The organism is Actinomyces israelii DSM 43320 (assembly GCF_000711965.1).
Lineage (GTDB): Bacteria > Actinomycetota > Actinomycetes > Actinomycetales > Actinomycetaceae > Actinomyces > Actinomyces israelii.
In genome coordinates this window covers 11,686-38,098 of sequence record NZ_JONS01000028.1, presented here as the reverse complement: position 1 = coordinate 38,098, position 26,413 = coordinate 11,686, and the positions used below count along the sequence as shown (strand labels likewise).

General features: G+C 73.3%; 17 protein-coding genes. 11 read left to right on the top strand and 6 right to left on the bottom strand.

Features of this window, described 5'->3' with window-relative positions; all coding sequences use genetic code 11:
* Window positions 1-92 precede the first annotated feature (92 nt).
* Together O145_RS10410 and O145_RS10405 are read left to right on the top strand one after the other, a co-directional pair.
* A complete protein-coding gene (locus O145_RS10410) occupies window positions 93-956 on the top strand; it encodes a YveK family protein (RefSeq protein WP_043562745.1) in 864 nt (287 codons plus the stop codon).
* Entirely contained in the window at window positions 953-2,335 is a 1,383-nt protein-coding gene (locus O145_RS10405) for a hypothetical protein (RefSeq protein WP_043562743.1), read from the top strand. The genes O145_RS10410 and O145_RS10405 overlap by 4 nt, the downstream gene beginning before the upstream one ends.
* Before the next feature lie 75 nt (window positions 2,336-2,410).
* Here the strand turns inward: O145_RS10405 and O145_RS10400 are convergent, their stop codons facing one another.
* Both O145_RS10400 and O145_RS10395 read right to left on the bottom strand, forming a co-directional pair.
* Window positions 2,411-3,376, bottom strand: a complete 966-nt coding sequence (locus O145_RS10400) for a glycosyltransferase family 2 protein (protein WP_043562741.1) — start codon at window positions 3,374-3,376, stop codon at window positions 2,411-2,413.
* A complete protein-coding gene (locus tag O145_RS10395; protein ID WP_411265958.1) occupies window positions 3,373-4,305 on the bottom strand; it encodes a glycosyltransferase family 2 protein in 933 nt (310 codons plus the stop codon). Before O145_RS10395 ends, O145_RS10400 begins: the two co-directional genes overlap by 4 nt.
* Window positions 4,306-4,502: 197 nt before the next feature.
* Here O145_RS10395 and O145_RS10390 point away from each other — a divergent pair, with 197 nt between their 5' ends.
* Window positions 4,503-5,507 carry a glycosyltransferase family 2 protein gene (locus O145_RS10390; protein ID WP_043562737.1) on the top strand — a complete coding sequence of 335 codons (1,005 nt, stop codon included), beginning with the start codon at window positions 4,503-4,505 and terminating at the stop codon, window positions 5,505-5,507.
* An 80-nt stretch (window positions 5,508-5,587) separates the two neighbouring features.
* Here the strand turns inward: O145_RS10390 and O145_RS10385 are convergent, their stop codons facing one another.
* Together O145_RS10385 and O145_RS10380 are read right to left on the bottom strand one after the other, a co-directional pair.
* A complete protein-coding gene (locus O145_RS10385) occupies window positions 5,588-8,074 on the bottom strand; it encodes an ICP22 family protein (protein WP_229118496.1) in 2,487 nt (828 codons plus the stop codon).
* A gap of 213 nt (window positions 8,075-8,287) precedes the next feature.
* Window positions 8,288-8,929, bottom strand: coding sequence for a hypothetical protein (locus O145_RS10380; protein WP_052374983.1), 642 nt, complete (start codon window positions 8,927-8,929; stop codon window positions 8,288-8,290).
* A gap of 107 nt (window positions 8,930-9,036) precedes the next feature.
* Between O145_RS10380 and O145_RS10375 the strand changes: the two genes are divergently transcribed.
* Window positions 9,037-10,203 carry a DUF1972 domain-containing protein gene (locus tag O145_RS10375; RefSeq protein ID WP_043562733.1) on the top strand — a complete coding sequence of 389 codons (1,167 nt, stop codon included), beginning with the start codon at window positions 9,037-9,039 and terminating at the stop codon, window positions 10,201-10,203.
* Window positions 10,200-11,357 carry a glycosyltransferase family 4 protein gene (locus O145_RS10370; protein WP_043562731.1) on the top strand — a complete coding sequence of 386 codons (1,158 nt, stop codon included), beginning with the start codon at window positions 10,200-10,202 and terminating at the stop codon, window positions 11,355-11,357. Before O145_RS10375 ends, O145_RS10370 begins: the two co-directional genes overlap by 4 nt.
* Before the next feature lie 51 nt (window positions 11,358-11,408).
* Here O145_RS10370 and O145_RS10365 read toward each other — a convergent pair whose 3' ends face one another.
* Both O145_RS10365 and O145_RS10360 read right to left on the bottom strand, forming a co-directional pair.
* Window positions 11,409-12,155 (bottom strand): CDP-alcohol phosphatidyltransferase family protein, encoded by a 747-nt coding sequence (locus tag O145_RS10365; RefSeq protein WP_043562729.1) that lies wholly within the window; start codon window positions 12,153-12,155, stop codon window positions 11,409-11,411.
* Entirely contained in the window at window positions 12,155-13,615 is a 1,461-nt protein-coding gene (locus tag O145_RS10360; protein ID WP_043562728.1) for an oligosaccharide flippase family protein, read from the bottom strand. Before O145_RS10360 ends, O145_RS10365 begins: the two co-directional genes overlap by 1 nt.
* Before the next feature lie 210 nt (window positions 13,616-13,825).
* Between O145_RS10360 and O145_RS10355 the strand changes: the two genes are divergently transcribed.
* The 6 genes from O145_RS10355 to O145_RS10330 all read left to right on the top strand — a co-directional run bounded on the left by O145_RS10355 (window position 13,826) and on the right by O145_RS10330 (window position 26,413).
* The gene (locus tag O145_RS10355) at window positions 13,826-15,292 is read left to right on the top strand and encodes an exopolysaccharide biosynthesis polyprenyl glycosylphosphotransferase (protein WP_043562726.1); all 1,467 of its coding nucleotides are present in this window, start codon (window positions 13,826-13,828) and stop codon (window positions 15,290-15,292) included.
* Window positions 15,292-15,735, top strand: a complete 444-nt coding sequence (locus tag O145_RS10350; RefSeq protein ID WP_043562724.1) for an FAD synthase family protein — start codon at window positions 15,292-15,294, stop codon at window positions 15,733-15,735. Before O145_RS10355 ends, O145_RS10350 begins: the two co-directional genes overlap by 1 nt.
* A 60-nt stretch (window positions 15,736-15,795) precedes the next feature.
* Complete coding sequence (locus tag O145_RS10345; protein WP_084682540.1) at window positions 15,796-21,690, top strand: Ig-like domain-containing protein; 5,895 nt, start codon at window positions 15,796-15,798, stop codon at window positions 21,688-21,690.
* Window positions 21,691-21,751: 61 nt separating this feature from the next.
* On the top strand, window positions 21,752-22,717 hold the full coding sequence (locus O145_RS10340; RefSeq protein WP_043562718.1) for an AAA family ATPase: 966 nt from the start codon (window positions 21,752-21,754) through the stop codon (window positions 22,715-22,717).
* A gap of 64 nt (window positions 22,718-22,781) precedes the next feature.
* Window positions 22,782-24,089, top strand: a complete 1,308-nt coding sequence (locus O145_RS10335) for a DUF58 domain-containing protein (protein WP_043562715.1) — start codon at window positions 22,782-22,784, stop codon at window positions 24,087-24,089.
* Entirely contained in the window at window positions 24,086-26,413 is a 2,328-nt protein-coding gene (locus O145_RS10330; RefSeq protein ID WP_043562713.1) for a transglutaminase-like domain-containing protein, read from the top strand. Before O145_RS10335 ends, O145_RS10330 begins: the two co-directional genes overlap by 4 nt.

Here is a 26,413-nt window from a genome sequence, read left to right as displayed (position 1 = left end):
TCCCCCTGCGACTGATCGCCATCGGGCAGCCCGGCCTGCGCTCCCGTGATGGTTCTCGGGGCGCAGGCCGCCAAGGGCTAAGGAGAACACATATGGAGCCGGATCAGATCGTGAGCGCGCTGCGCCGCCACGCGCCGCTGGCACTGGCGCACGTCGTGCTGGGCGCCGTGATCGGGCTGGGCATCGCGTTCCTCAGCCCGCCGGTCTACTCCTCCCACACGAAGGCGCTCGTGGCGGCCGACGGCGGCGACGGCACCCAGGCGGTCTCCTCCGCCTCGTCGGTGATCACCTCCATCATGCCCACGCTCGTGGAGATCGGCACGTCCCAGTCCGTCGTGGACCAGGTCGCCGCCTCCACCGGCATCGACCGGAGCAAGGTCGCCGGCGCGGTGACGCTGTCGAACCCGACGAACAGCCTCATTATCGATGTCACCGCGCGGGCCGCCTCGCCGGAGGAGGCCCAGGCCATCGCGCAGGGCGAGATCACCGTCCTGCGCGGCGAGATCGGCAATATGTCCATCCAGAAGGAGAACTCCACCACCCTGACACTGACCGACATCGACCCCGCCTCGCTCCCGACATCGCCGTCGGGCCCCTCCCGCCTCCGCTACTCCCTGATCGGCGCGGTCATCGGGGCGGTTCTCGGAGCCGGGACGGCCCTGCTCATGAGCAAGCTGAACCCGGCGCCGGCGACCGGCAGGTCGAGGGCCGCGGCCGGCGGCGACGGCGCGGACGTCGCCGGGCCGGGCGCCTACCCGGGTGGCGGAGCCAGCGGCTACCCGGATGACGAGACCGGCGTCTACGCGAGCGGGGCCGACAGCTATGCGGACGGCTACATGGGAGGCGGGCCGGCCGCCGCCAGAGTCGGCCGCCGCACACGCGCCATGCCGCCGTCGGTCCCGTTGAGCTACGGCCCAACCGGTTCGGGGACCTCGTCGTCGGCACCACTGACGTGACGGACGGCGTCCCCTTCCCTGCCGCGCCCCTCAGGGGCGCGGCAGCAGCCGCCTCGGCGATCAGCGCGGCGCCCGCCGCGGGGGCCGCCGAGGCAGCCGGGGAGCGCAGGGGCCGCCTGCGGCCGGCACCGGCCGCGGGCGCCGAAGGAGGGCGGGCCGCGGACCGCTGGGCCTGGGAGCCGCCGCTGGCCGCGGTGCTCCTCGTGCTGGTGGGCTGGCGCACCCAGATCGCCGGCGGGCTGCGCATCAGCGACTGCGCGGCCCTGGCGGCCCTGCCCGTGACCTGGTCCGCCGTGCACCGCTCGCGGCGCTTCTCCCTCCTGCTCACGATCGCCCTGCTCGCAGCGGCAGCCGGATGCGTGCTGTCCCTCTCGGTGGGCGACCGCTTCAATGTCTCCTCCTCCATCCAGCGCGACCAGCTGCTCTTCGCCATCGGCCTGCCCGCCGCCGCGGCGGCTTTCGTGTGGGGCCGCGAGCGGCTCGGGATCGAGGGCGCCGTCATCGCCTTCGGCACCGGCGTGATCCTGAGCAGCCTCCACCTCCTGCGCTCCTCGCCCAACCCGTGGAAGACCGGCCTGGGGGCCGCGGTGAGCGTGGTCGTGCTGGCGCTCGCGCACCGGTTCGGACGCGGCGGGCAGCTCCTGGCCGCCGCGGTGCTGGGCGGCATCTTCCTGTTCCGCGACTCCCGCGGCTCAACCGGCATGCTCATGCTCATCGTCGCCCTCCTGACCTGGCAGATCATCTCGGACAGGCTGCGCACCAAGACATTGACGCCCGCCAGCCTGCGCCTGCGCCAGATCCTGCTGCTGACGGGGCTGACCGCGGCGGCTGTGCTCGCCGTCGTGGCGGCCTCTCTGGCGGGATACCTGGGGGAAGACGTCCAGGAGCGCACCGCCGCCCAGTCGCGCGGCTCCACCAACCTGCTCTTCGCCGCGCGCCCCGAGCTGGGCGCCTCGTGGGCGCTGCTGACCCACAGGCCGTGGGGCTACGGGGCCGGGGTCCTGCCCCGCTACGAGGACGTCCGCACCGCCATGCAGGGAATGGCCTCCCTGCACTACAACCCCGACAACGGCTACGTCCACAAGTACATGTTCGGCCACGGCTTCGAGCTGCACTCCGGCCTGGTGGACGCCTGGATCGCCCTGTCGGTGCCCGGCGCCGCCCTCATCGCGCTCGTCGCCTGGCTGGGGCTGCTCGCCCTGTGGGACAACCTGGGGACCGCGCGGCTCCAGGCGTGGCTGCTGTTCACCGTGCTCCTGGTGCTCATGAACGCGGCGATCGGCCCCCTGCCCGTCCTGCCGCCCTACCTGGTGCTCGCCGCGGGGACGGCCCTGTGCCTTGAGCCGAGTGCGCCCCCGCCGCGTCGAGATCGGTCCTAGCCCGCGCCGGGACCGGTCGAGTTCCGGCCCGAGACCGGTTCGGCCGGCAGGCCCCGCGCAGTACGTGCCCCGGGCCTACTCCGGCCTGCCGTACTCCCGGTGCACCCCGCGCCCCACGGACGCGGCCGCCATCCCCCGCCCGCGGGCCACCAGACGCGCCCCGCGAGCCCGGTGCGCCACGGACCCGCCGACCAGACCGACGCCGATGCGCGCCGACCCGACCAGCATCCTCACCAGGCCGGCGCCCAAGGCCCTGGCACGCCCCGCAATGTGCGGCCCGGGACCCGCCAGGGCGAGCTCGACGCGCACCGCGGTCGCCGCGTGGGTGCGCTGACGCCGCAGGATCCACCCCCGGTCCAGGCGGGCGGCCGGTACGTGATCGCGCACGCGGGCGTCGTCGCACCACCGGATCAGCCCCCCGGCCGCCACGAGCCGACGGGTGAACAGCGTGTCCTCCCCGCCGGTGGCGCCGAAGGCCTCGTCGAAGCGCAGGCCGCGGTTCCGCACGAAGTCGAGGTCGAGCAGCAGGTTGTTGGTCGCGGCGACGGGCCGCACAGTGCCCGTCGGCCAGGTGCGCCGCTCGAAGAAGGCGCCCGCGCGCACCCAGGCGTCGGGGGCGCTCTCGTAGGCGGGCACGACGAGTCCGGCGACGGCGGCGGGCCCGGTATCCGCGAAGGTGGCCAGCAGCGCCGCGAGCCAGCCGGGCTCAGGCTCCTCGTCGTCGTCGATGAAGACCAGCAGCCTGCGGCCCGCGGCCTCGTCCAGGGCACGGTTGCGCACCGCGGCGACCCCGGGGCGCTCCTCGACGACGTAGCGCAGGCCCGCGCCGCCGGGCGCCGGCAGCGCGGTCACGGCCGCGCGCGCCGAGGACGCGGAGTCGTTGTCGATGACGAGCACCTCGACGGCCCCGGGCGGCGCGCCCACGGCAGCGGCCTGGGCCAGCGCGCCGCGCACGGCGCGCACCACGGCGCCGGGCCTGCGGTAGGTCGGGATGGCGATCGTCAGGCCCCCGGCCGGGAGGCCGCCCGCAGCGGCGCTCATGACGCCTCCCGCTTGCGGCCGTACTCCAGCACCCGCCCTCCGAAGGCGCCCACGACCATGCCCAGGCCCCCCCGGCACGACACCTCGCGGACGGCGCGGGCGGCCGTGTCCCCGCGTCCGCGGGCGACCGCGGCGCGCGCGCCGTCGAGTCCCGCCCGGGCCAGGCCCCTGGCGGCGTATCCGAGGCGCATGGGCAGGCGGGGGCCCGGGGCGGTGTCGATCCGCACGCGCGCCCACGAGGAGCCCGAGCGGAAGGAGCGCCGCAGCACCCAGGCGCGGGTGGCGCGCTCGGGCGGCACCCGCTTGTCGACGACGGCGCCGGTCGCGAAGCGGATGGTCTCCCCGGCCAGGGTCAGGCTGCGGGTGAACAGGGAGTCCTCGCCCCCGCTCAGCCCGTAGCGGGGGTCGAAGCGCAGACCCAGCCCGCGCACGACGACCAGGTCCAGCAGCAGGTTGCCGGTGTCCGCGCTGGGCACGCGGGCGCCGTCGTCGGCCCGCCAGGAGTCGAAGGCGCCGCTGGCCGCGACCCACGCGTCCGGCGCCTCCTCGTAGACCGGCGGGGTGGGGCCGGTCACCGCCGCGCAGCCGTGCTCGCGCCAGGAGGCCACCAGGGCCCGCAGCCAGCCCTCGCGCGGCAGCTCGTCGTCGTCGATGAAGACCAGCAGGTCCTGGTCGCCGCACTCGCGCAGCGCCCGGTTGCGGCCGGCGACAATGCCGGGCACCGGCTCGTGAACGCACACGAGGCCCGGCCCCGCCCCGGCTGCGGCCCTCGCGGCCTCTGCGACGACGGCGGTCGCACCGGCCCGCGGGTCGTTGTCGACGACGAGGACGCGCGCGCCGACCTCCTGGCCGATCTGCTCGGCCTGAGCCAGCAGCAGCGGCAGGAGCTCGGCGAGGTAGGCGTTGCGCCGATACGTGAGAACTGCCACAGTCAGGCTCGGGCGCTCCGGCGCCTGACGCACCGGATGCGTGCCAGGCGCTCGATTGCGCGCGGCGTCGTCGCCTGTTGACTCTTCTCGAGCGTTCACCATGCTCTCCTCTCCGCTGCGTGAGCGGCCTCGACGGTACTATTCCAGGGCGCCGCGGCCCCGGCCACCTCAGGGGCCGCACCTGCAGGAAGGCCGCCATGGGCACCGATCACACGAGCACCACACCGACAGCGGGAGAGGAGACCTCCCGTCTGCTCGCCCGCACCGCCGTCATCGTCGTCGGCTACAACTCGTCCGAGCTCCTGAGGACCAACCTGGCCCGAGTCTGCCAGGACGTTCCCGAGGCCCGGTACGTGGTGGTGGACAACTTCTCGACCGCTGAGGCGCGCGAGTCGACGCTCGCCCTGGCGCGCGAGCACGGCTGGAGCGTCGAGACGCCCGAGACCAACACCGGGTTCGGCGGCGGCATCAACCTCGGGGCCGCGCGCGCCCGCGCCGACGGCGCCGAGATCCTCCTCCTGCTCAACCCCGACGCCGTCATCTCCAGGGAGAATCTCATCCGGCTCGTCAGCCGGGCGCAGGCCGAGCCGCTGACGCTGGTGGCCCCCGTGCTGACCAACTCCGAGGGGAGCGTCGTGGCGGACCGCACGGTGGTGTGCCTGGCCGACGGCTCCATGCGCTCGCCGCGCTCGACCAGGCCCATCCCGCCCGGCGGGACCCGGCCGTGGCTCAGCGGCGCCTGCCTGGCGCTGTCCGCGCGCCTGTTCGAGGCCGCCGGCGGCTTCGACGAGCGCTACTTCCTGTACTGGGAGGACGTGGACTTCTGCGCCCGCGTGCTCGACGTCGGCGGCGCCCTCATGCTCGTCCGGGACACGACGGCGGTCCACGACGAGGGCGGCACGCAGACCGACCCGACGGCCTCCGACCGGGGCCGCGCCAAGTCCGACCTCTACTACTACTACAACACCCGCAACCGCCTGCTCTACGCCGCTCTTCGGCTCGGCCGCGCCGAGCAGCGCCGCTGGGCGGCCACATCGGCGGCGGCGGCCCGGGAGATCGTGCTGCGCGGAGGGCGGCGCCAGCTGCTCAGCTCGCGCTCCTCGGTGCGTGCCGCGTGGGCCGGGACGCGCGACGGACTGCGGCTCCTGCGTCAGGTCCGCAAGGGCGAGCCGCCTGCCGAGGGCGTGCCGCTGACCCGCTGAGGACCCGTACGACGCCGGAGCGCGCCGGGAGCCCGAGGGGTTCCGGCGCGCTCCGACTCGCGTCATCGTGATGCGTCGCCTCAGTGCAGGCGGGTGACCTTCAGGGAGTCAACGCCGAGGTTGATCTGCCCCGAGCCGGCCGATGCCGACACGTAGGTCGACACTCCGACCGAACCGGGCGCGGCCAGGGCGGCGTCGTCGTCGGTCTTGTCCACCTGCCACTCGGCGGGCTCGGAGTCGCCGATCCAGGCGCGGGCGCGCACAGCGGTGGACTCGGCGCCGTCGAGGTCCAGACGCAGGTGGAGGGGCTGCCCGGCCGTGTACTTGCCGACCGCGGCCGTGCCGATCACCGTGCTGGTGTCGCCCACCTTCTTGCCCACGGTCATCGTCACGGTGCCGTCGGCGGCCACGCGGAACTCCGCCTGGTAGCGGCCCGCGTCCGTCTGGCGGCCGACGTAGGTGATGTAGGCGCCGTTACCGGCCGCCAGGCCGTCCAGGGACATGTCGACCTGCGCCTCCGTGGAGGTCGAGTTGACCACCGCGGAGTGGATCGCGGAGGAGGAGCGCGCGCCCTTCATGGCGACCAGGCCCTTGGAGTCCGCGGTGGAGAAGTTGCCCCGGCCCCAGTCGGCCGTCCAGTCGCCGCCCTTGTCGGCTGTGCCCCAGCCGCTGTCGGTGGTCCGGTCGAAGGAGTCCTCGAGGAAGGCCTCGCCCACGCCGACGTCGCCGCCGCCCGGGTCGGGCGCGGGCTCATCGCCGGGCTGCCCGGCGGCCGTGACACTCACCCAGTCCGAAACGGTTGAGGCGCCCCACGGGTCCTCCACGGCGACGCGGTAGCGGTGCTCGGTGCCGGGCTTGACGGTGTCGGTGGCGGTGAGCTGGGGCAGGTCCCAGAAGCTCGCGGTGACCTTCTGGGTGGACACCGGCTTGGAGTTGGCGTTATCGCGGTAGACCTTGTAGGTCAGGGTGGTGTCGTCGCGGTCCCAGTTGGCCTGGAAGGACAGCGACACGACTCCGGACTCGGTCGAGCTCGCAGTCACCGGGTAGGCGCCGCCCTTGTTCTCCGGCCCCATCTTGTTGGGGGCGATCCCGCGGCGGGCGAAGCGCACCAGGCCCTGCTGCGCGGTGCCGTTGACGGCCGTGAACTCCCCGCCGTAGACGATGTAGTCCTTGTTGCCCTCAACGGTCCAGGTCGCCTGGTTCAGGCCGGTGAAGGTGCCCACGGTGAATTCCGGGTAGAAGTTGAGGTTCGTGGGGGCCGGCTGCCCCGCGTGGTCGGCGTACCCCCAGGCCGTGTTCGGCAGAACCGTGCCGGTGGCCTTGTTGGTGAAGGCGACGGCGTGGTGGTAGCTCCTGGCGTCGGGGAACCCGCTGATGTTGGAGCAGTCATGGGTGTGGCTGGAGGCGTAGACGACGTCGCCCATGGGCTGGACGTCATAGGTGTCGCCGTGGCAGTCCGCCAGGTAGGCCAGCTCGCCGCTGTTCCAGTCGGCGCGGAACAAGCCCTCGATATTGCCCTCCCTGCGCGACTGGGAGTAGCCCGAGCCGTACAGGCCCTGACTGTCGGCGCGCAGACTCATAATGGCCCCGTACGTGCCGGCGTTCCGCACGACCGAGGTGAGCGAGTTGGCGCGCACGGTGCCGTCGTTCTCCAGGATCGCCATGCCGTAGCCGGGGCTGGTGGAGCCGTTCACGGAGGTGAAGCTGCCCCCGATCGCCACGCCGTTGCCGTCAGGCGCGGCCGCGATCGCCAGGACGCTGCGGTCCGCGACCCCGGGAGCGAAGTCCTTGAGCGTGCGCGACCCCAGGTCGAAGGCGGCGGCGCGGTAGCGGCTGGAGGAGTTGACCTGGCTGAAGCCGCCGCCGAAGTAAAGGGTCTTGCCGTCGGAGGAGACCTCCACGGCCCTGACCGCGGCATTGGTCGCCACGCCCAGCTGCTGGCGGGAGCCGTCAGCGGCCGAGACCGCGCCCACGCGGTAGGTGTTGACGCCGTCGAGCTGGGTGAAGGCGCCCCCGAGGTACAGGGTGGAGCCGTCCGCGGAAGGCGTGATGGAGTACACAGGAGCGTTGGTCGTCGGGGCCCAGCCCAGCAGCTCGCCGGTGGTGATGTCGTAGGCCATGAGGTTGGTCCGGGACTGCTCGTTCTCACCGGCGGCCGAGCCCGCGGGACGCGCGGTGGAGAAGCTCCCGGCGACGTAGACGGTGTTGCCGACCACCGCCTGGTCCCACACCACGCCGTTGCCGATCTGGGCGGTGGGCAGGGCGTCGGCGGAGACGGTCTGCGAATCGGCCGCCGCCTGCTCATCGCCGGGTGCGGCCGGGTCCGCGGGGTCCTGGTCGTTCTTGTCGACGGGCTGGGCCGGATCCGCCGGGTCCTGCCCGTCGCCCGGCTGGGCCGGGTCCTGCTTGTCCCCGTCGACGGGCTGGGCCGGATCCGCGGGGTCCTGCTTGTCGACGGGCTGGGCCGGGTCGACGGCGCCCTGCTGATCGGCCGGCGGACTCATCGAGTCGTCGGCACGGGCACCTGCCGCCGGCAGCACGCCGGCGGCCAGGAGAAGGGAACTCAAGATGAACGCTGGTAACGAGATACGCAAGTGACGACGCACGAGGCGGGCTCCGTCCGTACTATCGACGCCCCCCGGGGTCAGGAAGGCGTCTCGGTGATGTGGGAAGTGCCGCCCCCGCCAGGCAGAAAGGAGCGACACGGGAATGAGGAAACGTTACCCCATTGGGACGCGAGTGGGGAACCCGCGGGAAGCGGCGCGCCGCGCCCACGGGCGTCAGGACGTCGGAGCCTCCCCCTGGAAGACGGCCGCGCGCGACTGGGAGCCCGAGTCGACAACGATGCTGATGGAGCCGCGCTCCTCAACGGGAACGACGAATCCGTACTCGATGGTCGCGGCCTGCCCGGGCGCCAGGGAGGCCGGGACCGCGTCGGACGCGCTCTCGGACGCGAGGGCGGGCACGCTCTCAGAACCATATGTGACATTGACCACAAGTCCGCTCAGGGATATCTCCGAGTCCGTGGAGTTCCCCACGGTGACCGAGACGACAATGCCCGCGCCACCGACCTCACCGGGAGCGGCCGCGATGTCGGCCGCCCTGATCCCGGCGATCTGCACGTTCAGGCCGTCATCGAGCGCCGCGGCCTGGCTCAGGTCCTGGGGCGGGAGCTCGTCGGAGCTCAGGTCGCCGGAGTCCACCGCGGCCGCGGACTCCGCCGTCGTCGGCACGGGCGTCGTGTCGACGGTCGGCACGGTGGTCGGCTCGGGAGTGCCCACGACGGGGTCGTCCGTGGCGGTCTCGGCGGAGGCGCTGGCCCCGGTCGAGGAGGGGTCGGAGTGGGAGCAGCCGGCGAGCGCGGCGGCCGGGACGACGATGGGGACGAGGAGAAGGGCGGCGATGCGTAAGGGTCTGATCATCCGCGTAGAATAAGCACTTTCCGCATTGCGCGCACCGTAGCGCCGGTGCGCGATAGCCTTTCCGCATCATCCCGTACCACCCCGCCCCCACCCCATGAAAGGTCACCGTGACCGTTTTCACTCCCCAGAGCCTGAGAATCGCCATGATCGGGACGCGCGGCGTGCCCGCGCGCTACGGCGGCTTCGAGACCGCGATCGAGGAGGTCGGCCGGCGCCTGGCCGGCCGGGGCCATCGCGTGCTGGTCTACTCCCGCAACCCCGACGCCGACGCGCCCCTGCCGCCCCTCTACAGGGGCATGCGCGTGGTCGAGCTGCCCGCCATGCGGCGCCGTAGCCTGGAGACCCTCTCCCACACCGGGGTCTCGATCGCGCACCTGCTGCGGCGGGTCCACCCCGATGTCGCCTTCGTCTTCAACGCCGCCAACTCGCTCTTCCTGCCGGCGCTGCGCGCCGCCCGGATCCCCGTGGCCACCCACGTGGACGGCCTGGAGTGGAAGCGCGGCAAGTGGGGCCCGGCCGGACAGCGCTACTACCGCGCCGCGGAGGCCGCCGCCGTGCGCCTCTCCGACGCCCTGATCGCCGACGCCCAGGGCATCGCCGACTACTACGCCCAGGAGTTCTCCGCGCCCACCGAGCTCATCTCCTACGGGGCCCCGCAGGTGCCCACCCGCACCGACCGGCTGGCCGAGCTGAGCCTGGAGGCGGGCGGGTACCACCTGGTGGTGGCGCGTTTCGAGATCGAGAACCACGTCGACGTCGTCGTCGACGGCTACACCCGCTCCTCGGCCCGCCGTCCGCTCGTCGTCGTCGGCTCCGCCCCCTACTCCGACGAGTACACCCGCCGGATCGAGTCGCTGGCCGATGCGCGCGTGCGGCTCCTGGGCGGCGTGTGGGACCAGGCGCTGCTCGACCAGCTCTACACCGGCGCGCTCATCTACCACCACGGCCACTCCGTGGGCGGCACCAACCCGTCCCTGCTGCGGGCCATCGGCGCCGGGACCGCCGTCGACGCCTTCGACGTCTCCTTCAACCGGGAGGTCCTGGGCGAGGCGGGCCGCTACTGGTCCGACGCCGACGACGTCGCCGGGCTGGTCGACTCCGCCGAGGCCGACCCCGCCGCCCAGCTTGAGCGCGGCGCCCGGTCCCTGGAGCGCGCCCGGCTCTACGACTGGGACGAGGTGGCGGACCGCTACGAGGCGCTGGCCCGGCGCCTGGCCGTCCAGGGCCCCTCCCACCACCGTCCCAGCGGCAGGCGCGCGGGGGTGAGCGGATGAGCACCATCCTGGTCGCCCACCCCTCGCCCGACCTCTACGGCTCCGACCGCCAGCTGCTGGAGACGATCCGGGCCCTGACCGACGCGGGCCACCGGGTCAACGTCGCCCTGCCCGACGACGGGCCGCTCCTGCCCGAGCTCACGGCCCTCGGCGCGCGGGTGGCGGTCGTGCCCTTCACCGTGCTGCGCAAGTCCCTGCTGAGCCCGCGGGGGCTGGCCGGGCTGGCGGCGCACTCCGCCTCCGAGGTCGCCCGGCTGCGGGCCCTGATCAGGGCCGACCGTGCCGACCTGCTCCTGGTCAACACCGTGACCCTGCCATGGTGGGCCCCGGCCGGCCGCGCCGCCGGGGTGCCGGTCCTGGCGCACGTCCACGAGGCCGAGGACAGCCAGAACCTGCTGGTGCGCGCCGGGCTCAACGCCCCGCTGCTGGCCGCCTCCCGGGTGGTGGTCAACTCGCAGGCGGCGCGCGACACGCTCGTGCGCGCCCAGCCGCTGCTGGCGCGGCGCACCCGGGTGGTCCACAACGGCGTCCCCGCGCCGGAGGCGCCCCCGCCCCCGTTGCGCGAGCGCCTCCCGCAGGCGACCTTCCGCATCGCCATGGTCGCCAGGCTCTCCCCGCGCAAGGGCGTCGATGTCGCCCTGGACGCCCTGGGGCACCTGCGCGACGACGGGCTCAACGCCTCCCTGCGGGTGTGCGGGTCGGTGTTCCCCGGCTACGAGTGGTACGAGGAGGAGCTGCGCGAGCGGGCGGCGCGCCCTGACCTGGCGGGCCATGTCGAGCTGCTCGGCTACGTGCATCCGACGTGGCCGGTGCTCTACGGGGCCGACGCCGTCGTCGTGCCCTCGCGGGTCGAGCCCTTCGGCAACACGGCGGTCGAGGCCATGCACGCCGCGCGGCCCCTGGTGGCGTCCCGGGTGCAGGGGCTGGCCGAGGTCGTCGCCGACGGCGTCACCGGGCTGCTGGTCGCGCCCGGCTCGCCGCGCGCGCTCGCCGACGCCCTGCTCAGCCTGGCGGCCGACCCCGAGCGCGCCCGCGTCCTGGCGCGGAACGCGAGGCAGGAGGCCGCTGAGCGCTTCGGCGTCGAGCGCTACCGGGCGACCATGGCCCGGATCGTGGAGGACCTGCTGGCCCAGGGCGCGGACGCGCCGGCCTGAGGGCGCGGAGCCGGACCGATCTCGGCGAAAGCGGGCGAAGGGGCGGGCGGGTCAGGTGCCGCGGCGCAGCTCGAGGTACCACCTGGGCAGGGCCAGGGCGACGTAGAGCGCGTAGCCGACCAGCATGAGGCCGTACACCCACACGAAGACCACGGGCGCGAAGCGCAGCATGAGCACGAAGCACATGAGCCCGTAGTCGGTCGGCGCCGAGAGCACCGCCTTGGCGAACCCCGGCCTGCCCTCGTTCTTCGCCAGCGGCGTGCCCCCGTGGTAGCGCAGCTGGTAGGTGAGGATGTAGCTGAAGAAGTGGATGTTCTGCACCGCCCCGAAGGCCAGCGGCACGAGCAGCACGGCCGGCCCTGCGAGGCCGTCCAGGCTGAAGCGGAACAGGCTGATCGCGATCGCCGCGTGGATCGTGGACAGCTTGATGACGTCGGCCACATGGTCGAGCCACTCCCCCGCCCTGGAGCCGCCGTGCCGCAGGCGCGCGAGCTGGCCGTCGGCGGAGTCGAGGGCGTAGCCCAGCATGAGCAGCAGGGAGGTGAGCACCGTGGCCGCCGCCGAGGGCCTCCAGACGGCAATCAGCACGATGCCGAGGTAGGTGCAGCAGGCCGACAGCGCCGTCACCTGGTCGGGCGTCAGGCCCACGCGGTGGGCGACGGCGGCGAGCACGCGCCCCGCCGGGCGGTTGATGACGCGCGAGTAGAGCGGGGCGCCCGCGTTGGACTTCTGCGCCGCCGACAGGGCGCGGATGGACTCCGAGACGCGGGGGCGGGCGGTGGGCGTGGTCGAGGGCATCATCTCTCCGGTCGAGTCGGGACGGACGGGTCGGGGTCTTCGGCGGGCGAGGCGTCGGAGGGCGCCAGGCGACTCTCGGAGGCCGCCGCCCCGGGATCGTACCCGTCGGACGCTGCCCCGGCGTCGTCGCGGGCGTCCCGGGCGCGTCGGCGGCGCAGGTCGCCCGACACCCACAGGGCGTAGGGCACGAGCTGGCACACGATCAACGCGATGACCGAGCCGGCGATCGGGCCGGCCGCCCCCAGGGGCGTGATGAGCACCCAGGACAGCGCCAGGTTCATGGGCACCAGGATGATGACCGGAACCATCTGGGCGCGCAGCCCTCGCGGGTCGGTCATGTACATGCCCAGCGGCTGCTTGGCGGCCTCGACGACGACGTTGGCGACATTGGCCACCAGCAGCGGCAGCGGCAGCACGATCTTCCCGCTGGACAGGACGTGGGCGGCCCACGGCGCCACCAGGGCCATGGCCAGGCCCAGCCCTCCCCCCAACGCGGCGAAGGTGGCCGCCGCGCCGAAGGGGGACTCCACCCGCCCGTCGGCGCGCGCCTTGGCGAAGTGCGGCCACATGGCCACGCCCGTGACCGCGACCGTCTGCGTGAGCAGGTTGAACAGCTGCGCGGCGAGGTTGTACTGGGCCAGCGGCTGGTCGCCCCCCAGGTGGGACAGAAGCAGGCGGTCGGTCTGGAAGGCGATGGGGATGATGAGGGACTGGACCAGGGAGGGGCCGGCGGTGTCCACGATCCTCACCCCGCGCACCCGGCGCAGCCGGGGCACGTCCCGCAGCGCGTCGGCCAGCAGGGGCCGGGTGGCCCGCCAGGCCACGACGACGCAGATGCCCGACACGAGCGTGTTGGCCACGTACGACATGACCGAGACCGCATTGCCCGCATCGAAGCGGGTGACGATGGCGACCAGCAGCATGCAGGTCAGGGCCGGGGAGACGACGCCCTGGCTCAGGACCTGGGTGGTCGAGCGCCCCATCCCCACGACGACCCGCTGCCCCAGGCTCAGCGGCAGGGCCGCGGCGTACACCACCAGGCACAGCGTGACGGTGCTCCCGCCCCCCTCCATCAGCTTGGCCCCCAGGAGGGTCGGCCACAGGCCCAACAGACCGAGCACGACGCCGGTGGTGGCGATGACCAGCGCGGAGCACAGGAGCACGCGCAGCGCCGTCGTCAGGGTCCGCCGCACGACCGCATCGTGAGGAAGATCGCTCGATCCGGCCACTGCGTTGAGAATCACTGCCCCGATGCCCAGGTCGGTGAAGGGCATGAGGTTGGGGAAGGTGGCCAGGAGCCCGTACTGGGCGTAGGCGTCGGTGCCGAAGTGGCTGATGATGAGCCGGGTGTTGATCAGTCCGAAGACCCCGGCCACGCCCATGACGACGACCTTTGCCAGGGCCGTGCGGCGTATCGGCGCCCAGACGCTCCCCGAGGGTGCCGAACGGGTCGAAGTCATGGGAAGATCTCCTCACCAAAAGCTGGTCAAAAGTGGATAATGGAGGGTGTGCGCGGGGTGACTCCCCTCACGCACGTTCCCCCAGGGGTCGCGGTCACGGTAACATCATCAGACAACTCTTCAGCCGATCACCCCTGACGGCCCCTACGAGACATACAACATTCAAAGATATCTACCCCATCCCGGATCTAGCGCCCTCACGGAGAAGCCTTGCAGCCCACTATCCCGCTCCAGTCCCCACAGCGTTCCGCCTCGAGGCGCTCGCTGCGGGCGGGCACACGCGGGTACCTTCCCCCGCTGGACTCGCCCGGCTTCACATCCTGGCCGGTCATGCGTCGCGACCTGCTCACCTGGCTCCTGCTGGGAGACATCGCCGCCATCATCACGCCCGCCCTGGCGCGCGCCCTGGTCAACCCGGTCGGCGCGCTCATGACGGCCGCCACCGGCGTCGTCATGATGGTGCTGGCCTGGTCCCTCGGGGCGATGCGGGTCGACGTCGTCGACCAGGCCCGCTCCGGCTGGGGCCGTCTGGTGACCGCGACCGCGGTGGTCGCGCCGGTCGCCGTCCTCGCCGCCCAGGCCCTGATGCCCGCCTCCTCGATCATCACCGTCCTGGTCCTGCTCGTCGCCCAGGCGATGCTGGCCATTGTCAACCGGAGCATTGAGAGCGCCTGGCTGCGCCGCTGCCGCATGGACGGCCACGGCCTGCGGCGCACGCTCATCGTCATGGGCACGGGCGCCGAGGTGATCCTGCGTCAGCTGCACCGCCACCCGGGCGACGGCTTCCTGGTCGTCGGCTACCTGTCGGCCACCACCAGCCGCTCGCCGTCGGCCGCCCCCCTGGGCGACGCCGACTCGATCCGGCACACGGTCCACTCCGAGCACATCGACGTCGTCATGACGCTGGGCGGTGTGACCCCGGACTCGCTGGTGTCCATCATGCGGGCCCTGGAGGCGACCTCCGCCCGCCTCGTGGTCGCCCCCGGCCTCCAGGACGTCGTCCCCGGGCGCATGCGCGGCCTGCCGGTCACCCACGGCTGGAGCGGGCTCATCGACGTGCGCCTGCGCCGGGTGCGGCTGGTGACCAAGGACATCGCCGACCGCGCGGCCGCGTGCCTGCTCCTCGTCATCGCCGGCCCGATCCTCCTGGCCGCCGCCGCGGCGGTCCGCCTGGACTCCCCCGGCCCCGCCTTCTACACCCAGGTCCGCGTGGGCGAGCGCGGCCGCCACTTCACCATGTTCAAGCTCCGCTCGATGTACATCGACGCGGACGCGCGCCGTGCGGCCGTCGTCGCCGCGGGCGGGGACGCCGGCAACAAGGTGCTCTTCAAGGATCGTCAGGACCCGCGTATCACGCGAGTCGGCCGTGTGCTGCGCCGCACCTCCCTGGACGAGCTCCCCCAGCTCCTCAACGTGGTGCGCGGGGACATGAGCCTGGTCGGCCCCCGGCCGGCGCTGCCCCAGGAGGTCGCCGAGTACGACGCCGAGGCCCGCCGTCGCCTCCTGGTCAAGCCCGGTCTGACCGGCCTGTGGCAGGTCTCGGGCCGCTCGGACCTGTCGTGGGACTCCACTGTCGCCCTGGACCGGCACTACGTGGAGAACCGCGGTGCGCAGCTGGACGTGGAGATCCTCGCCAGCACTCTGAAAGCCGTCGTCGGGGGACGGGGAGCCTACTGATGCTCACCGGCTACGTACCCGGTGGCTTCGATATGCTCCACATCGGGCATCTCAACATCCTCAACTCCGCAGCCGCCCGGTGCGACCGCCTCATTGTGGGCGTCGCCACCGACGACTCCCTGGAGCGCATGAAGGGCCGCCCGCCCATCGTGCCCCACACCGAGCGCATGGCGCTGGTGGGCGCCCTGCGGATGGTCGACGCCGTCGTGCCGGACCTGGACCAGGACAAGCGCCTGGCCTGGCGGCGCTGCCCCTTCGACGTCCTGTTCAAGGGCACCGACTGGAGGGGAACCGAGAAGGGCCGTGCCCTTGAGGCGCAGATCGAGGAGGTGGGCGCCCGGGTGGTCTACCTGCCCTACACCCCCACCACGTCCTCGACCATGCTGCGCCGCGTGCTCGCTCAGGAGGTTGCTGCGCGCACCCCCGTGCCGGACAGGCGGTGAGCGCCCGTGCGCCTCGCCCTCCCGCAACGCCTCCGCACCCGCCGCCTGACGCGCCGTCAGATGTCCGCCGTGCTCGCCGCGCTGGCCCTCGCCGCGCTGGCGGCCGCGGCCTGGCTGCACAAGGGCGCCTCGCAGGCCGACGTCGAGCTCAACGACGGCGGGGTGTGGGTCACCAGCACCACCCAGCACCTCGTGGCGCGGCTGAACTACCCCTCCCGCCAGGTTGACGGCGCCATCCGCACCGCCTCGGACAGCTTCGACGTCACCCAGAGCGCCGACAGCGTCCTGGTCCCCGACACGGCCGCCTCCACCGTCTCCACGGTGGACCCCACCACCGTCTCGCTGTCCACGGGGGCGCCGCTGACCAGCGGGGTCACCATCTCCCAGGGCGCGAACCGGGTCATCTCCGTCAACTCCGCCGAGGGCACCGTGCGCGCGACCACGGTCACCGCCGTCGGCTCCCTGTCCGCGGCCCCGGCGCTGATCGAGGGCGAGCCCGAGGTCGTGGCGGTCGCCGGCACCGACGGCTCGGTCCACGCGGTGTCCCCCAAGACCGGCACGGTCACGACCGTCCCGGTGCTCTCCTCCGGGTGGGACAGGCCCAGGACCGAGGCGGCCTCGCTCACGGCCGGCACGGACGTGGCGGTGACCGCTGTCGGCACGCGGACCGTCGTGCTGGAGCGCGGCACGGGCGTGCTCCACCTGCCCGGCGGCAAGACCCTCGACCTGGGCGAGGCGGGCCTGACCCTCCAGCAGCCGGGGCCCGACTCCGACACCGTCCTGGTGGCCTCCCGCACCGCGCTGCTGAGCGTGAGCATGGACGGCTCGGGGTCCACGACCCTGCCCGCCTCCGACGAGGGCGAGCCGCCCGTGGGCGTGGCCGCCGCGCCGGTGCGCCTGGGCGAGTGCGCGTACGCCGCCTGGTCCGGGTCGGGCCAGTTCGTGCGCCAGTGCTCGGGGCAGGCCGAGACCCGCCACGACGAGAAGCTCGCCTCCTCCACCACGCCCGTCTTCCGCGTCAACCGGGACGCCATCGTCCTCAACGACCTCGTCGAGGGCACCGTGTGGCTCCCCGACGAGGAGCTCGTCCTGGTCGAGAACTGGACCGACATCACCTCCCAGACCGACGAGGACGCCACCAACAAGGACGACTCGGCCCAGACCAGCGAGTCCCAGTCCCTGCCCGAGCGCACCGAGGAGAACCACCCGCCCGAGGCCGTGGACGACTCCTTCGGCGTGCGCCCGGGCCGCTCCACCATCCTGCCGGTGCTGGCCAACGACACCGACCAGGACGGCGACGTGCTCACCGCGGTCCCCGGCGAGGGGGCCGCGGGCGGCACGGTCTCCCAGGCGCAGGACGGCCTCGCGCTGCGGCTGAACACGGCCGAGGACGCCTCCGGCACCATCACCATCCCCTACACGGCCGACGACGGGCGGGGCCTGTCCGACTCGGCCGTGGCCACCGTCGAGGTGCACCCCTGGGACGTCAACGGCGCCCCCGAGCAGACCACCACCCCGAAGATCGTGGTCTCGGGCACCGCCTCGGCCTCCGCCAGCGTGCTGGGCACCTGGCGGGACCCCGACGGCGACACCCTCTACCTGGTCTCCGCCCAGGGCGAGGGCCTGGACGTGCGCACCACGAACGAGGGCACGGTCACCGTGCGCGACCTGACGGGCACCCCGGGCACCCGCCCGCTGACCGTCGTCGTCTCCGACGGCCGCGAGACGACCTCGGGCACGGTGGACGTGGACGTGCAGTCCGCCGACTCGGCGGTGCCGATCGCCAACGCGGACCACGTCCACGTCGTCGCCGGCTCCCAGGCGGTCTTCTCCCCCCTGGACAACGACTCCTCCCCCACCGGGGACCCGCTGAGCCTGGCCGGCCTGGAGGAGCCCCCCACCGGCACCACCGCCGAGATCAACCGCCAGGCGGGCACCGTCACCTTCAAGGCGGAGGCGGCGGGGACCTACTACCTCACCTACGACGTCTCGGCCGGGGCGGCGGTGGCCAAGGGCGTGGTGCGCGTCGATGTGGCGCCCGCCTCCGACTCCGCGGTGCCGCCCGTGCCCGAGAACGACACGGCGCTGCTGCGCGAGGGCGGCGCGGTCACGATCGCCCCACTGAGCAACGACTTCGACCCCTCCGGGGGGATCCTCGTGCTCCAGTCGGCCTCGGCGCCCCCGGACTCGGGGGTGACGGTCACGGTGGTCAACCACTCGCTGCTGCAGATCACCGCGGCGGGCGCCGTGCCCGAGCAGGTGGACCTGGAGTACACGGTGTCCAACGGCGCCTCGACGGCGACCGGGCACGTGACGGTCGTGCCCATCACCTCCAGCGAGGCGCAGGTCCCGGTCACCGCCTCGGACACCGCGGTGGTGCGGGTGGGCGACGTCGTCACCGTCCTGGTGCTCGACAACGACACCTCGCCGTCGGGGCTGGCACTGACGCTGACCGACCGGCTCGGCACTGTGGGGGACTCGCTGGGCACCGCCTGGGTCTCCGAGGACTCGGTGCGCATGAAGGCCGGCGACCTCCCGGGACGCACCACCCTGACCTACACGGCCACCGACACGCTGGGCCAGACCGCCACCGGCCAGCTCGACATCGAGGTGCGCGACCGCGACGACGCCTCCAACACCGCCCCCAGCCCGCAGAACCTGGAGGCGAGCACGGTGGCGGGCGAGCCCGTCGACATCACCGTGCCGCTGGACAATATCGACGCCGACGGCGACTCGGTCAGCCTGGTGGGCCTCAACCAGCCGCCCACCGGCGGCACCGTCCAGGTCGACAGCTCCCGGCTGACCTACACGCCCACCGACGGCACGACGGGCACGGACACCTTCACCTACACCGTCCAGGACCGCTTCGGCGCCCAGGCGAGCGCCACAGTACGCGTCGGCGTGGCGCCGACCTCGGCGACCAACACGGCGCCGGTGGCCACCGACGACACGGTGGTGGCCAAGCCCGGGCGCACGGTGGCTGTGGACGTGCTCACCAACGACCTGGACGCCGACGGCGACAACCTCGTCCTGGAGGGCACGCCCACCCCCGACGACGACGCCCTGGGCGTATCCGTGCGCTCCAACCGGGTAGTGCTCAACCTGCCCGCCACCGAGGGCGTGCGCACGGTGCACTACACCGTCTCCGACTCCCGCGGCGGCACCGACGTGGGCACCCTGACGGTGCAGGTGGACGCCGACGCGCCCGCGGCCAACCCGGTGGGCGTGGACGACTACGTCACCGTGGACAAGGTCGACGCCGACGGCACGGTGGTCGTGCCGGTCCTGGACAACGACTCCGACGCCGACGGCTCCCCCTGGGACCTGACCCTGACCACCGACGACCCGACCGCCCAGGTGACCGACAGCCAGGCCATCCAGGTGACCGTCGGCGAGGAGCGGCGCTTCGTGCTCTACACGATCACCGACGTCGACGGTCTGACGGGCAGGGCCGTGGTGGTCGTGCCCGCCCGCTCCGAGCTGCGGCCGCGCCTGAACTCCACGACGGTGCCGGTGCGCATCCCCGCGGGCCGCACCACGGAGGTCAGCCTGTCCACCTACATCATGTCCCGCGCCGGCACCTCGCTGACGATCACGGACTCCTCGACCCTGCGCACCGGCAACGGCCTGGACTCGGCCACGGCCGGCGGGGGCGGCACCGTGACCCTCACGCCGACGGCGGGCTTCCTCGGGCAGACCTCGGTGACCATGACGGTGGCCGACGGCACCGGGGAGGACGCCCTGAGCTCGACCCTGACGCTGCCGGTGCTCGTGGAGTCCACGACGAACACGGCCCCCGTGCTCACCCCCACGCAGATCGTGGTGGCCCCCGGCGAGGGCGCCACCAACGCGGACCTGGCCGCCATGACCAAGGACCCCGACGGCGACAGCCTCTCCTTCACCGCCGGCTCGGCGCCCAGCGGCTTCGAGGTGAGCCTGTCCGGCTCGACGCTGTCGGTCAGCGCGGCCGAGGGCGCCGCCGTCGGCACCACCGGGGACGTGACCGTCACCGTGAACGACGGGGCGAATCCGGGGGTGAGCGCCGAGCTGCCGCTGAAGGTGGTCGACTCCACCAAGCCTCTCATGACGGCGGCGCCGGCGACGCTGGCCTCGGACGGCTCGCCGGTGACCGTGGACGTGGCCTCCCTGGTGACCAACCCCTTCCCCGGCAAGCCGATCACGCTGGCGGACGCGCCGGCGGTCACCTCCGGGCAGGGCAGCGTGTCGGCGTCGGGCACGACGCTGACCATCAGCCCCGCCTCCGGCTTCACCGGGCGCCTGGTGGTGGGCTACCGGGCGCTGGACGCCACCGGCGCCGCGTCGCGCGGCGTCAGCGGGACGGTGACCGTGACGGTCTCGGGCGTCCCGGCCCCTCCGGTCGGGGTGAGCGCGGAGCCCCGCGGCTCCTCCGCCATGACGGTGACCTGGACGCCCGGGTCGGACCACGGCTCGACCATCACCTCCTACACGCTCACCGAGGTCGGCGGCGCCGGCACCTGGCAGTGCACGGGCTCGCCCTGCGAGGCCTCCGGCCTGCAGACGGGCGGCACCTACTCCTTCCGGGTGGTGGCCACCAACGCCGCCGGCTCCTCGGAGCCCTCGGCCGCCTCGACGCCCAAGGTCCTGTCGGTCACTCCTCCGCGGCCCTCGGGCGTCACCCTCACCGGGGGCCAGGGCGAGGTCACCGCCTCCTGGTCGCCCGTCAACGCCGAGGGCTGGGGCGTCACCTACGAGGTGCAGCTCGACGACGGCCAGCGGCAGGCGACCAGCGGCACCTCGGTCACCTTCTACGTGGGCTCCGGCAGCTATGTGGCCAAGGTCCGCGCCGTCGTGGCCGGCAGCGGCACCTCGGAGTGGACGACGTCGAACGCCGCCGGCCCGTGGAGCGCTCCGGGCAAGCCCTCGGTGCAGCAGGCGGCCGGCGGGGTCAGCGTCTCCTGGAGCTCGGCCGGCGCGGGCGCGCGCGTCTCCTACACCGTCAACGTCCGGGGCGACGCCTCGACCTCGATCGACGCGGGCACCGGCACCAGCGCCTTCGTCCCGCTGTCGCCGGGCAACTACACCATCAGCATCACCGCCTCCCACGGCGACAGCTCCGCGGAGTCGCCGTCCACGGACTTCAAGGTCACGGGCTCCCCGAACCCGCCGTCCTCACCGGTCATCGCGGCCAGCGGGGCCTCTGGCGCCCTCGACGTCGTCACCCCCGCCTACGCGAGCGCGGGCAACGGCTGGTCCGCCGGCGAGCTCCGCGTGGAGTACTCCATCGACGGCGGCGCCAGCTGGACCGGGGGCACGCACTTCACCGGCCTGTGGAACGGCCGGGGCTACACCATCACCGCCCGCGTCGTCGCCTCCGACGGCTCGGTCTCCTCATCGACGACGGGCAACACGGCCAGGCCCTACGGGCCGCCCGGGGCCCCGACGGTGTCCTGCGCGCCGTCCGGGGCCTCCGTTCGCTGCACCTTCACGCCCGGGGACACCGGCGGGCAGGCCGTCACCTATGAGCAGGCGACGTCCTCCGACGGCGCCGGGGCCGGGCCCGTCTCGGAGGGCTATGTCAAGGTGCTCGACCCCGGCGCCGGTAGGACGGCGACCTGGTGCGTGCGCGCCTCCAACGGCGCCGGCACCACCGCCTGGTCATGCGACTCGGCGACCGCGGGCGGGGCGTCGAGGTCCTTCTACATCACCACGGACACGCCGGAGGCTCAGTGCACCCAGCAGGACCTGGACGAGACCGGCTTCCGCCGCAACTTCTGCTGGAAGATCGTCGTGGACGTGTCGGGATTCAAGCCGAACAGCTCCGTGTCGTGCAGCTACGACTACCAGGACCGCACTGACGGTCAGATCAGGCCCTACACGGGCAGCGTCACCGTGGACTCCTCGGGCGGGGGGCGCAAGGTCTTCCCGCACCGCAGCCCGACCTCCGACCTCCAGGTCACCTGCACCCAGCAGTAGACTTCGCACGCTCGTTCTCACCACTTCCACGCATTCCACTTTCTAGGAGGCTCGTCAGCCCATGGCCCTTTCGCAGGAAAACGCCAGATGGTTCGCCGACACCTTCACGCGCATCGTCGACAATGTCGGCCAGGCCCTCCTGGGCAAGGAGGACGTGGTGCGCCTGGCGCTGACGACTATGCTCGCCGAGGGGCACCTCCTGCTGGAGGACGCCCCCGGGACTGGCAAGACCGCCCTGGCCCGCGCGCTGGCCGCCACCGTCCAGGGCACCCACTCGCGCATCCAGTTCACCCCCGACCTGCTGCCCAGCGACATCACGGGCGTGACCATCTTCGACCAGAAGACCCACGAGTGGGAGTTCCACGCGGGCCCCGTCTTCGCCTCCGTCCTCCTGGCCGACGAGATCAACCGCGCCTCGCCCAAGACCCAGTCCGCCCTGCTGGAGGTCATGGAGGAGTCCACGGTCACCGTCGACGGCGAGCGCCACGAGACCGGCCGCCCCTTCATGGTCATCGCCACTCAGAACCCCATCGAGCAGGCCGGCACCTACCGCCTGCCCGAGGCCCAGCTGGACCGTTTCCTGGTCAAGACCACCATCGGCTACCCCGACCGCAGGGCCCTGACCCAGATCCTCGCCGGCTCCGCCAAGCCGGACCGCTCCAAGTCGCTCAAGACCGTCATCACCGCTCCGGCGGTCGCCCAGATGGCCGACCTGGCGGCGGGCAACCACGTCGAGGACTCGGTCCTGGACTACATCGGCGCGCTCGTGGAGGCCACCCGGAGATCTCCCGACACGCGCCTGGGCGTGTCCACCCGCGGCGCCATCGCCATGACGCGCGCCGCCCGCGTGTGGGCCGCCTCCCGCGGGCGCGCCTACGTCCTGCCCGACGACGTCAAGGAGCTCGCCGAGGTCATCTGGGCCCACCGACTGGTCATGGACCCCGACGCCGAGTTCTCCGGCGCCACCGCCCGCGGCGTCATCACCCGCGCCCTGGAGGAGACGCCCGCGCCCACGACCCGCCTCTAGCCCCGCCCCATCGTCCCGACACAGCACCCGACAAACACCCGACAGCAAGTGACGGCGCAGCACTATGCCCACATCTCAGCCCACCCCACCGCCACGGTCCGGACGCGACGGCGCCCGCCCGCGCAGCGCTGCGCCCGCAAGACCCGCAAGGTCCCTGGGGGCCTCGGCGCCCGCATGGCACGAGTCGCTCCCGCTGCGCCGCATTATCAACGGCGCGTCCGCCCCCGGCTGGACGCTGAGCGTGGTGACCCCCACCGGCTGGGCGTGCCTGCTGCTCCTGGTCGCCACCGGTCTGGCCGCTGTCCGCCTGGGCTGGCAGGAGGCGTGGAGCGCGGCCGCGGTCCTCGCCGTCGTCGTGGGCACCTCCTGGCTGTGGCTCCTGCCGCGCGGCGCGCACCGCGTCTCCCACGAGCTGCTGGAGCCGCGCGTGACGGTCGGCGACGAGGCGATCATCCACCTGACGGTCCTCAACCCGACCGGCCGCCCGCTGCTGCCCGCGCGCATGGAGATGCCCGTGGGCCCGGGCACCGCCGTCTTCGCCGTGCCCACCCTGCGCTCCGCCGCCGTCCACGAGCGCGGCTTCGTGCTGCCGACCGCGCGGCGCGGCGTCGTCACCGTCGGGCCCGTGGTCTCGGTCTCGGCCGACCCGATCGGGCTGCTGCGCCGCGAGCGCACCCGCACCCGGGCCCAGCTCGTCCACATCCACCCGCGCACCGTTCACGTGGGCTCCTCCCTGCACGGCCTCATGCGCGACGTCGAGGGGGCCGTCACCCAGGAGCTGTCCAGCTCCGACGTCTCCTTCCACGCCCTGCGCGACTACGTGCCCGGCGACGACCGCCGCAACATCCACTGGCGCACCACCGCCCACACCGGGCGCCTCATGGTCCGCCAGTTCGAGGAGACGCACCGCTCCAGCCTCCTGATCCTCCTGGACTGCCTCATTGACGACTACGAGGTGGAGGAGGACTTCGAGACGGCCGTGTCGGTGGCCTGCTCCCTGTGCCTGAACGCCATCCGCGACGGCCGCGAGGTCACGCTGGCGACCCAGGACGACGAGCTGCCCACTACCACCGGCCTGCAGCTGCTCGACGCCTCCTGCCTGGTGACCTCGACGGCCGAGGCGGGCTGCGACGACCTGGCCCGCCAGGCCGCCGCTCGCCACCCCGAGGCCTCCGTGATCATCCTGGTCACCGGGCAGCGCTGCGAGAAGCAGACCCTGGCGCGCGTGCGCACCCTCACGCCCCTGGACGCGGTCGTCCTGGCGCTGCGCTGCGGCTCGCAGTCCATGGAGCGCCACGCCGCGGGCGGGCTGACCGCCTACGACCTGGACCGGGTCCAGTCCCTCCCCCGCATTATGAGGAGGGCCTCATGAGCGCCCCGCGCCCGGTCCCCGCGGGCGGGCGCGGCCGGGCCCGGGCCGGCCTGAGGGGCCTGCCGCCGTCGCGGTGGATCGACCTGGTGCTCGTCGTCGTCCTGGCCCTGGTCGCCGCCGTCCTGTTCGTGCCGCCCTTCGGCTCGCCCGTCGGGGCGCGGGCCGCGGCCGGCGGGATCGGGACCGGGGTGGTGGTGGCCCTGGTGTGCGCGGCCGCCCGGCTGGGGCCCGCCCCCACGCTGGCCCTGACCGCGCTGGCCCACGTGGGCCTGGCCCCGTGGGTCCTGCCGGACGTCGGCAGCGGGTGGAAGGCGGCGCGCGCGGTCCTGGCGGCCACGGTCACCGTGTGGCGCGACGCCCTGACCCTGCCGGTGCCGTTGACCGCCTTCCCCACCATGACGGTGCTGCCGTGGCTGGTGGGGCTGATCACCGGGGTCCTGGCCACGCGGGCGGTCCTGTCGGGGCGCGTGATCATCGCCGGCACGGCCGTCCTGGCCGAGGCGGGGGTGGCCATCGCCTGGGGCGTGCGCACCTCCCTGGCCCCGAGCGCCCTGGGCGCGGGCCTCATGGCGGGCGTGCTCCTGCTGTGGGCCATGACGGCGCAGCGCGGCCGGCGCGAGCGCGTCGCGGAGGTCCTGGAGACCAGTGACGCGGGCGTGGGCAGGGGCTCGCGGCTCGGACTGGCGCGGGTCCTGGCGCTGCTGACGGTCACCTCCACGGTGGTGGCGCTGGCCATCCCCGCGGCCCCGCACAGCCGCACGGTGCTGCGCGACCTGTTCGAGCCGCCCCTGGACCTGACCGAGTACGCCACGCCGCTGTCCCTGGTGCGGACCCTGGAGACGGACATGGCCTCCACGCCCCTGATGACCGCCTCGGGCGCGGACGAGTCCACCCGCATCCGCCTGGCCGCGCTGGACTCCTACGACGGGCTGTCGGCCCGCATCAGCGCCTCCGCGACCGGCGCGGCCCGCTTCCAGCGCATCGGCCGCAACACCCCGCTGACCGCCGGCGGCCTGACGCGCTCGGAGGACTCCCGCGAGGTGACCGTGAGCATCGCCGACTACAACTTCCCGTGGGTGCCGACCGTCGCCGACACCCTCAGCCTGGAGGTCTCGGGCTCCCGCGCGGACCAGGTCTCCCAGAGCCTGTACTACGACGTGTTCTCCACCACCGGCATCACCACCGCGTCCCTGAGCAGCGGCGACGTCCTGACCGAGCAGGTCCAGGCCCCTCCGACGGCCACGGACGCGCAGCTGACCGAGGCCGGCATTGACAGCGTCGCCCTGGGGCCGGTCGAGGACGTGCCCCCGTCCGTGCAGACCCTGGCCGCGACGCTGGTCGGGACGACATCCGAGCCGCTGGCCCAGATCCGCATGCTGCAGCAGGCGCTGCGGGCCGGCTACTACTCCGACGGCACCAAGAGCCCCTCCCCGCCCGGGCACGGCGCCGCCCGCATCGCCTCCATGGTGGACGCCGGCTCGCTGGTCGGCGACGACGAGCAGTACTCGGTCCTCATGATGCTCATGTGCCGCTCGCTGGGGATCCCGGCGCGGGTGGTCATGGGCTTCCGACCCACCATGGACGGCAATGCCGCCAATGTCACCGGCCAGGACATCAGCGCCTGGGTGGAGGTCCCCTTCCGCTCCGTGGGATGGGTCACTATCGATGTGGTCCCCGACCGCGACCAGGTTCCCCAGCAGCAGACGACCGAGAAGGTCTCCAACCCCGAGCCGCAGGTGCTTCAGCCCCCTCTGCCCCTTCAGGACCCGGCCCACCTGCCGCCGTCCTACGAGGACGAGGAGCGCGACAGCTCCAATGACGACGATGACCGCGGCCTGGGCCGGATCGTGGCCATGGTCGCCGGCGGGCTGGGGGTCGTGCTGCTGCCGATTGCGACGATCCTGGCGGCCAAGGCCCTGCGGCGACGACGGCGGCGACGGCGCAGCGGGGTCGAGGGGGTGCTCGGCGCATGGGACGAGGTCGTGGACCGCGCACGTGACTTCGGGCGCAGAACACCGCCGCGGGCCACTCGCCGCGAGGCCGCCTCGTCGCTCGCACCGGCCTTTCCGACCGCCGAGCTGACACGTTTCGCAGCCGCTGTCGATGGTCAGGTCTTCGGCAAGGGCGTGCCGACGTCGTACGCTGTGAGCACAATCTGGGCGTCGGCCGACGCCATGGTGCCCGCCATGGGCTCGGACCGCTCCCGGATGCGGCGCCTCGCTGCACGCCTGTCGCCGTGGTCTCTGGGGCGTCCGCACAGGCTTCGCCCTCGCACATCTCGACGATCCACCACCAGCTCAGCACCTAGGAGGAAGCGCTCGTGA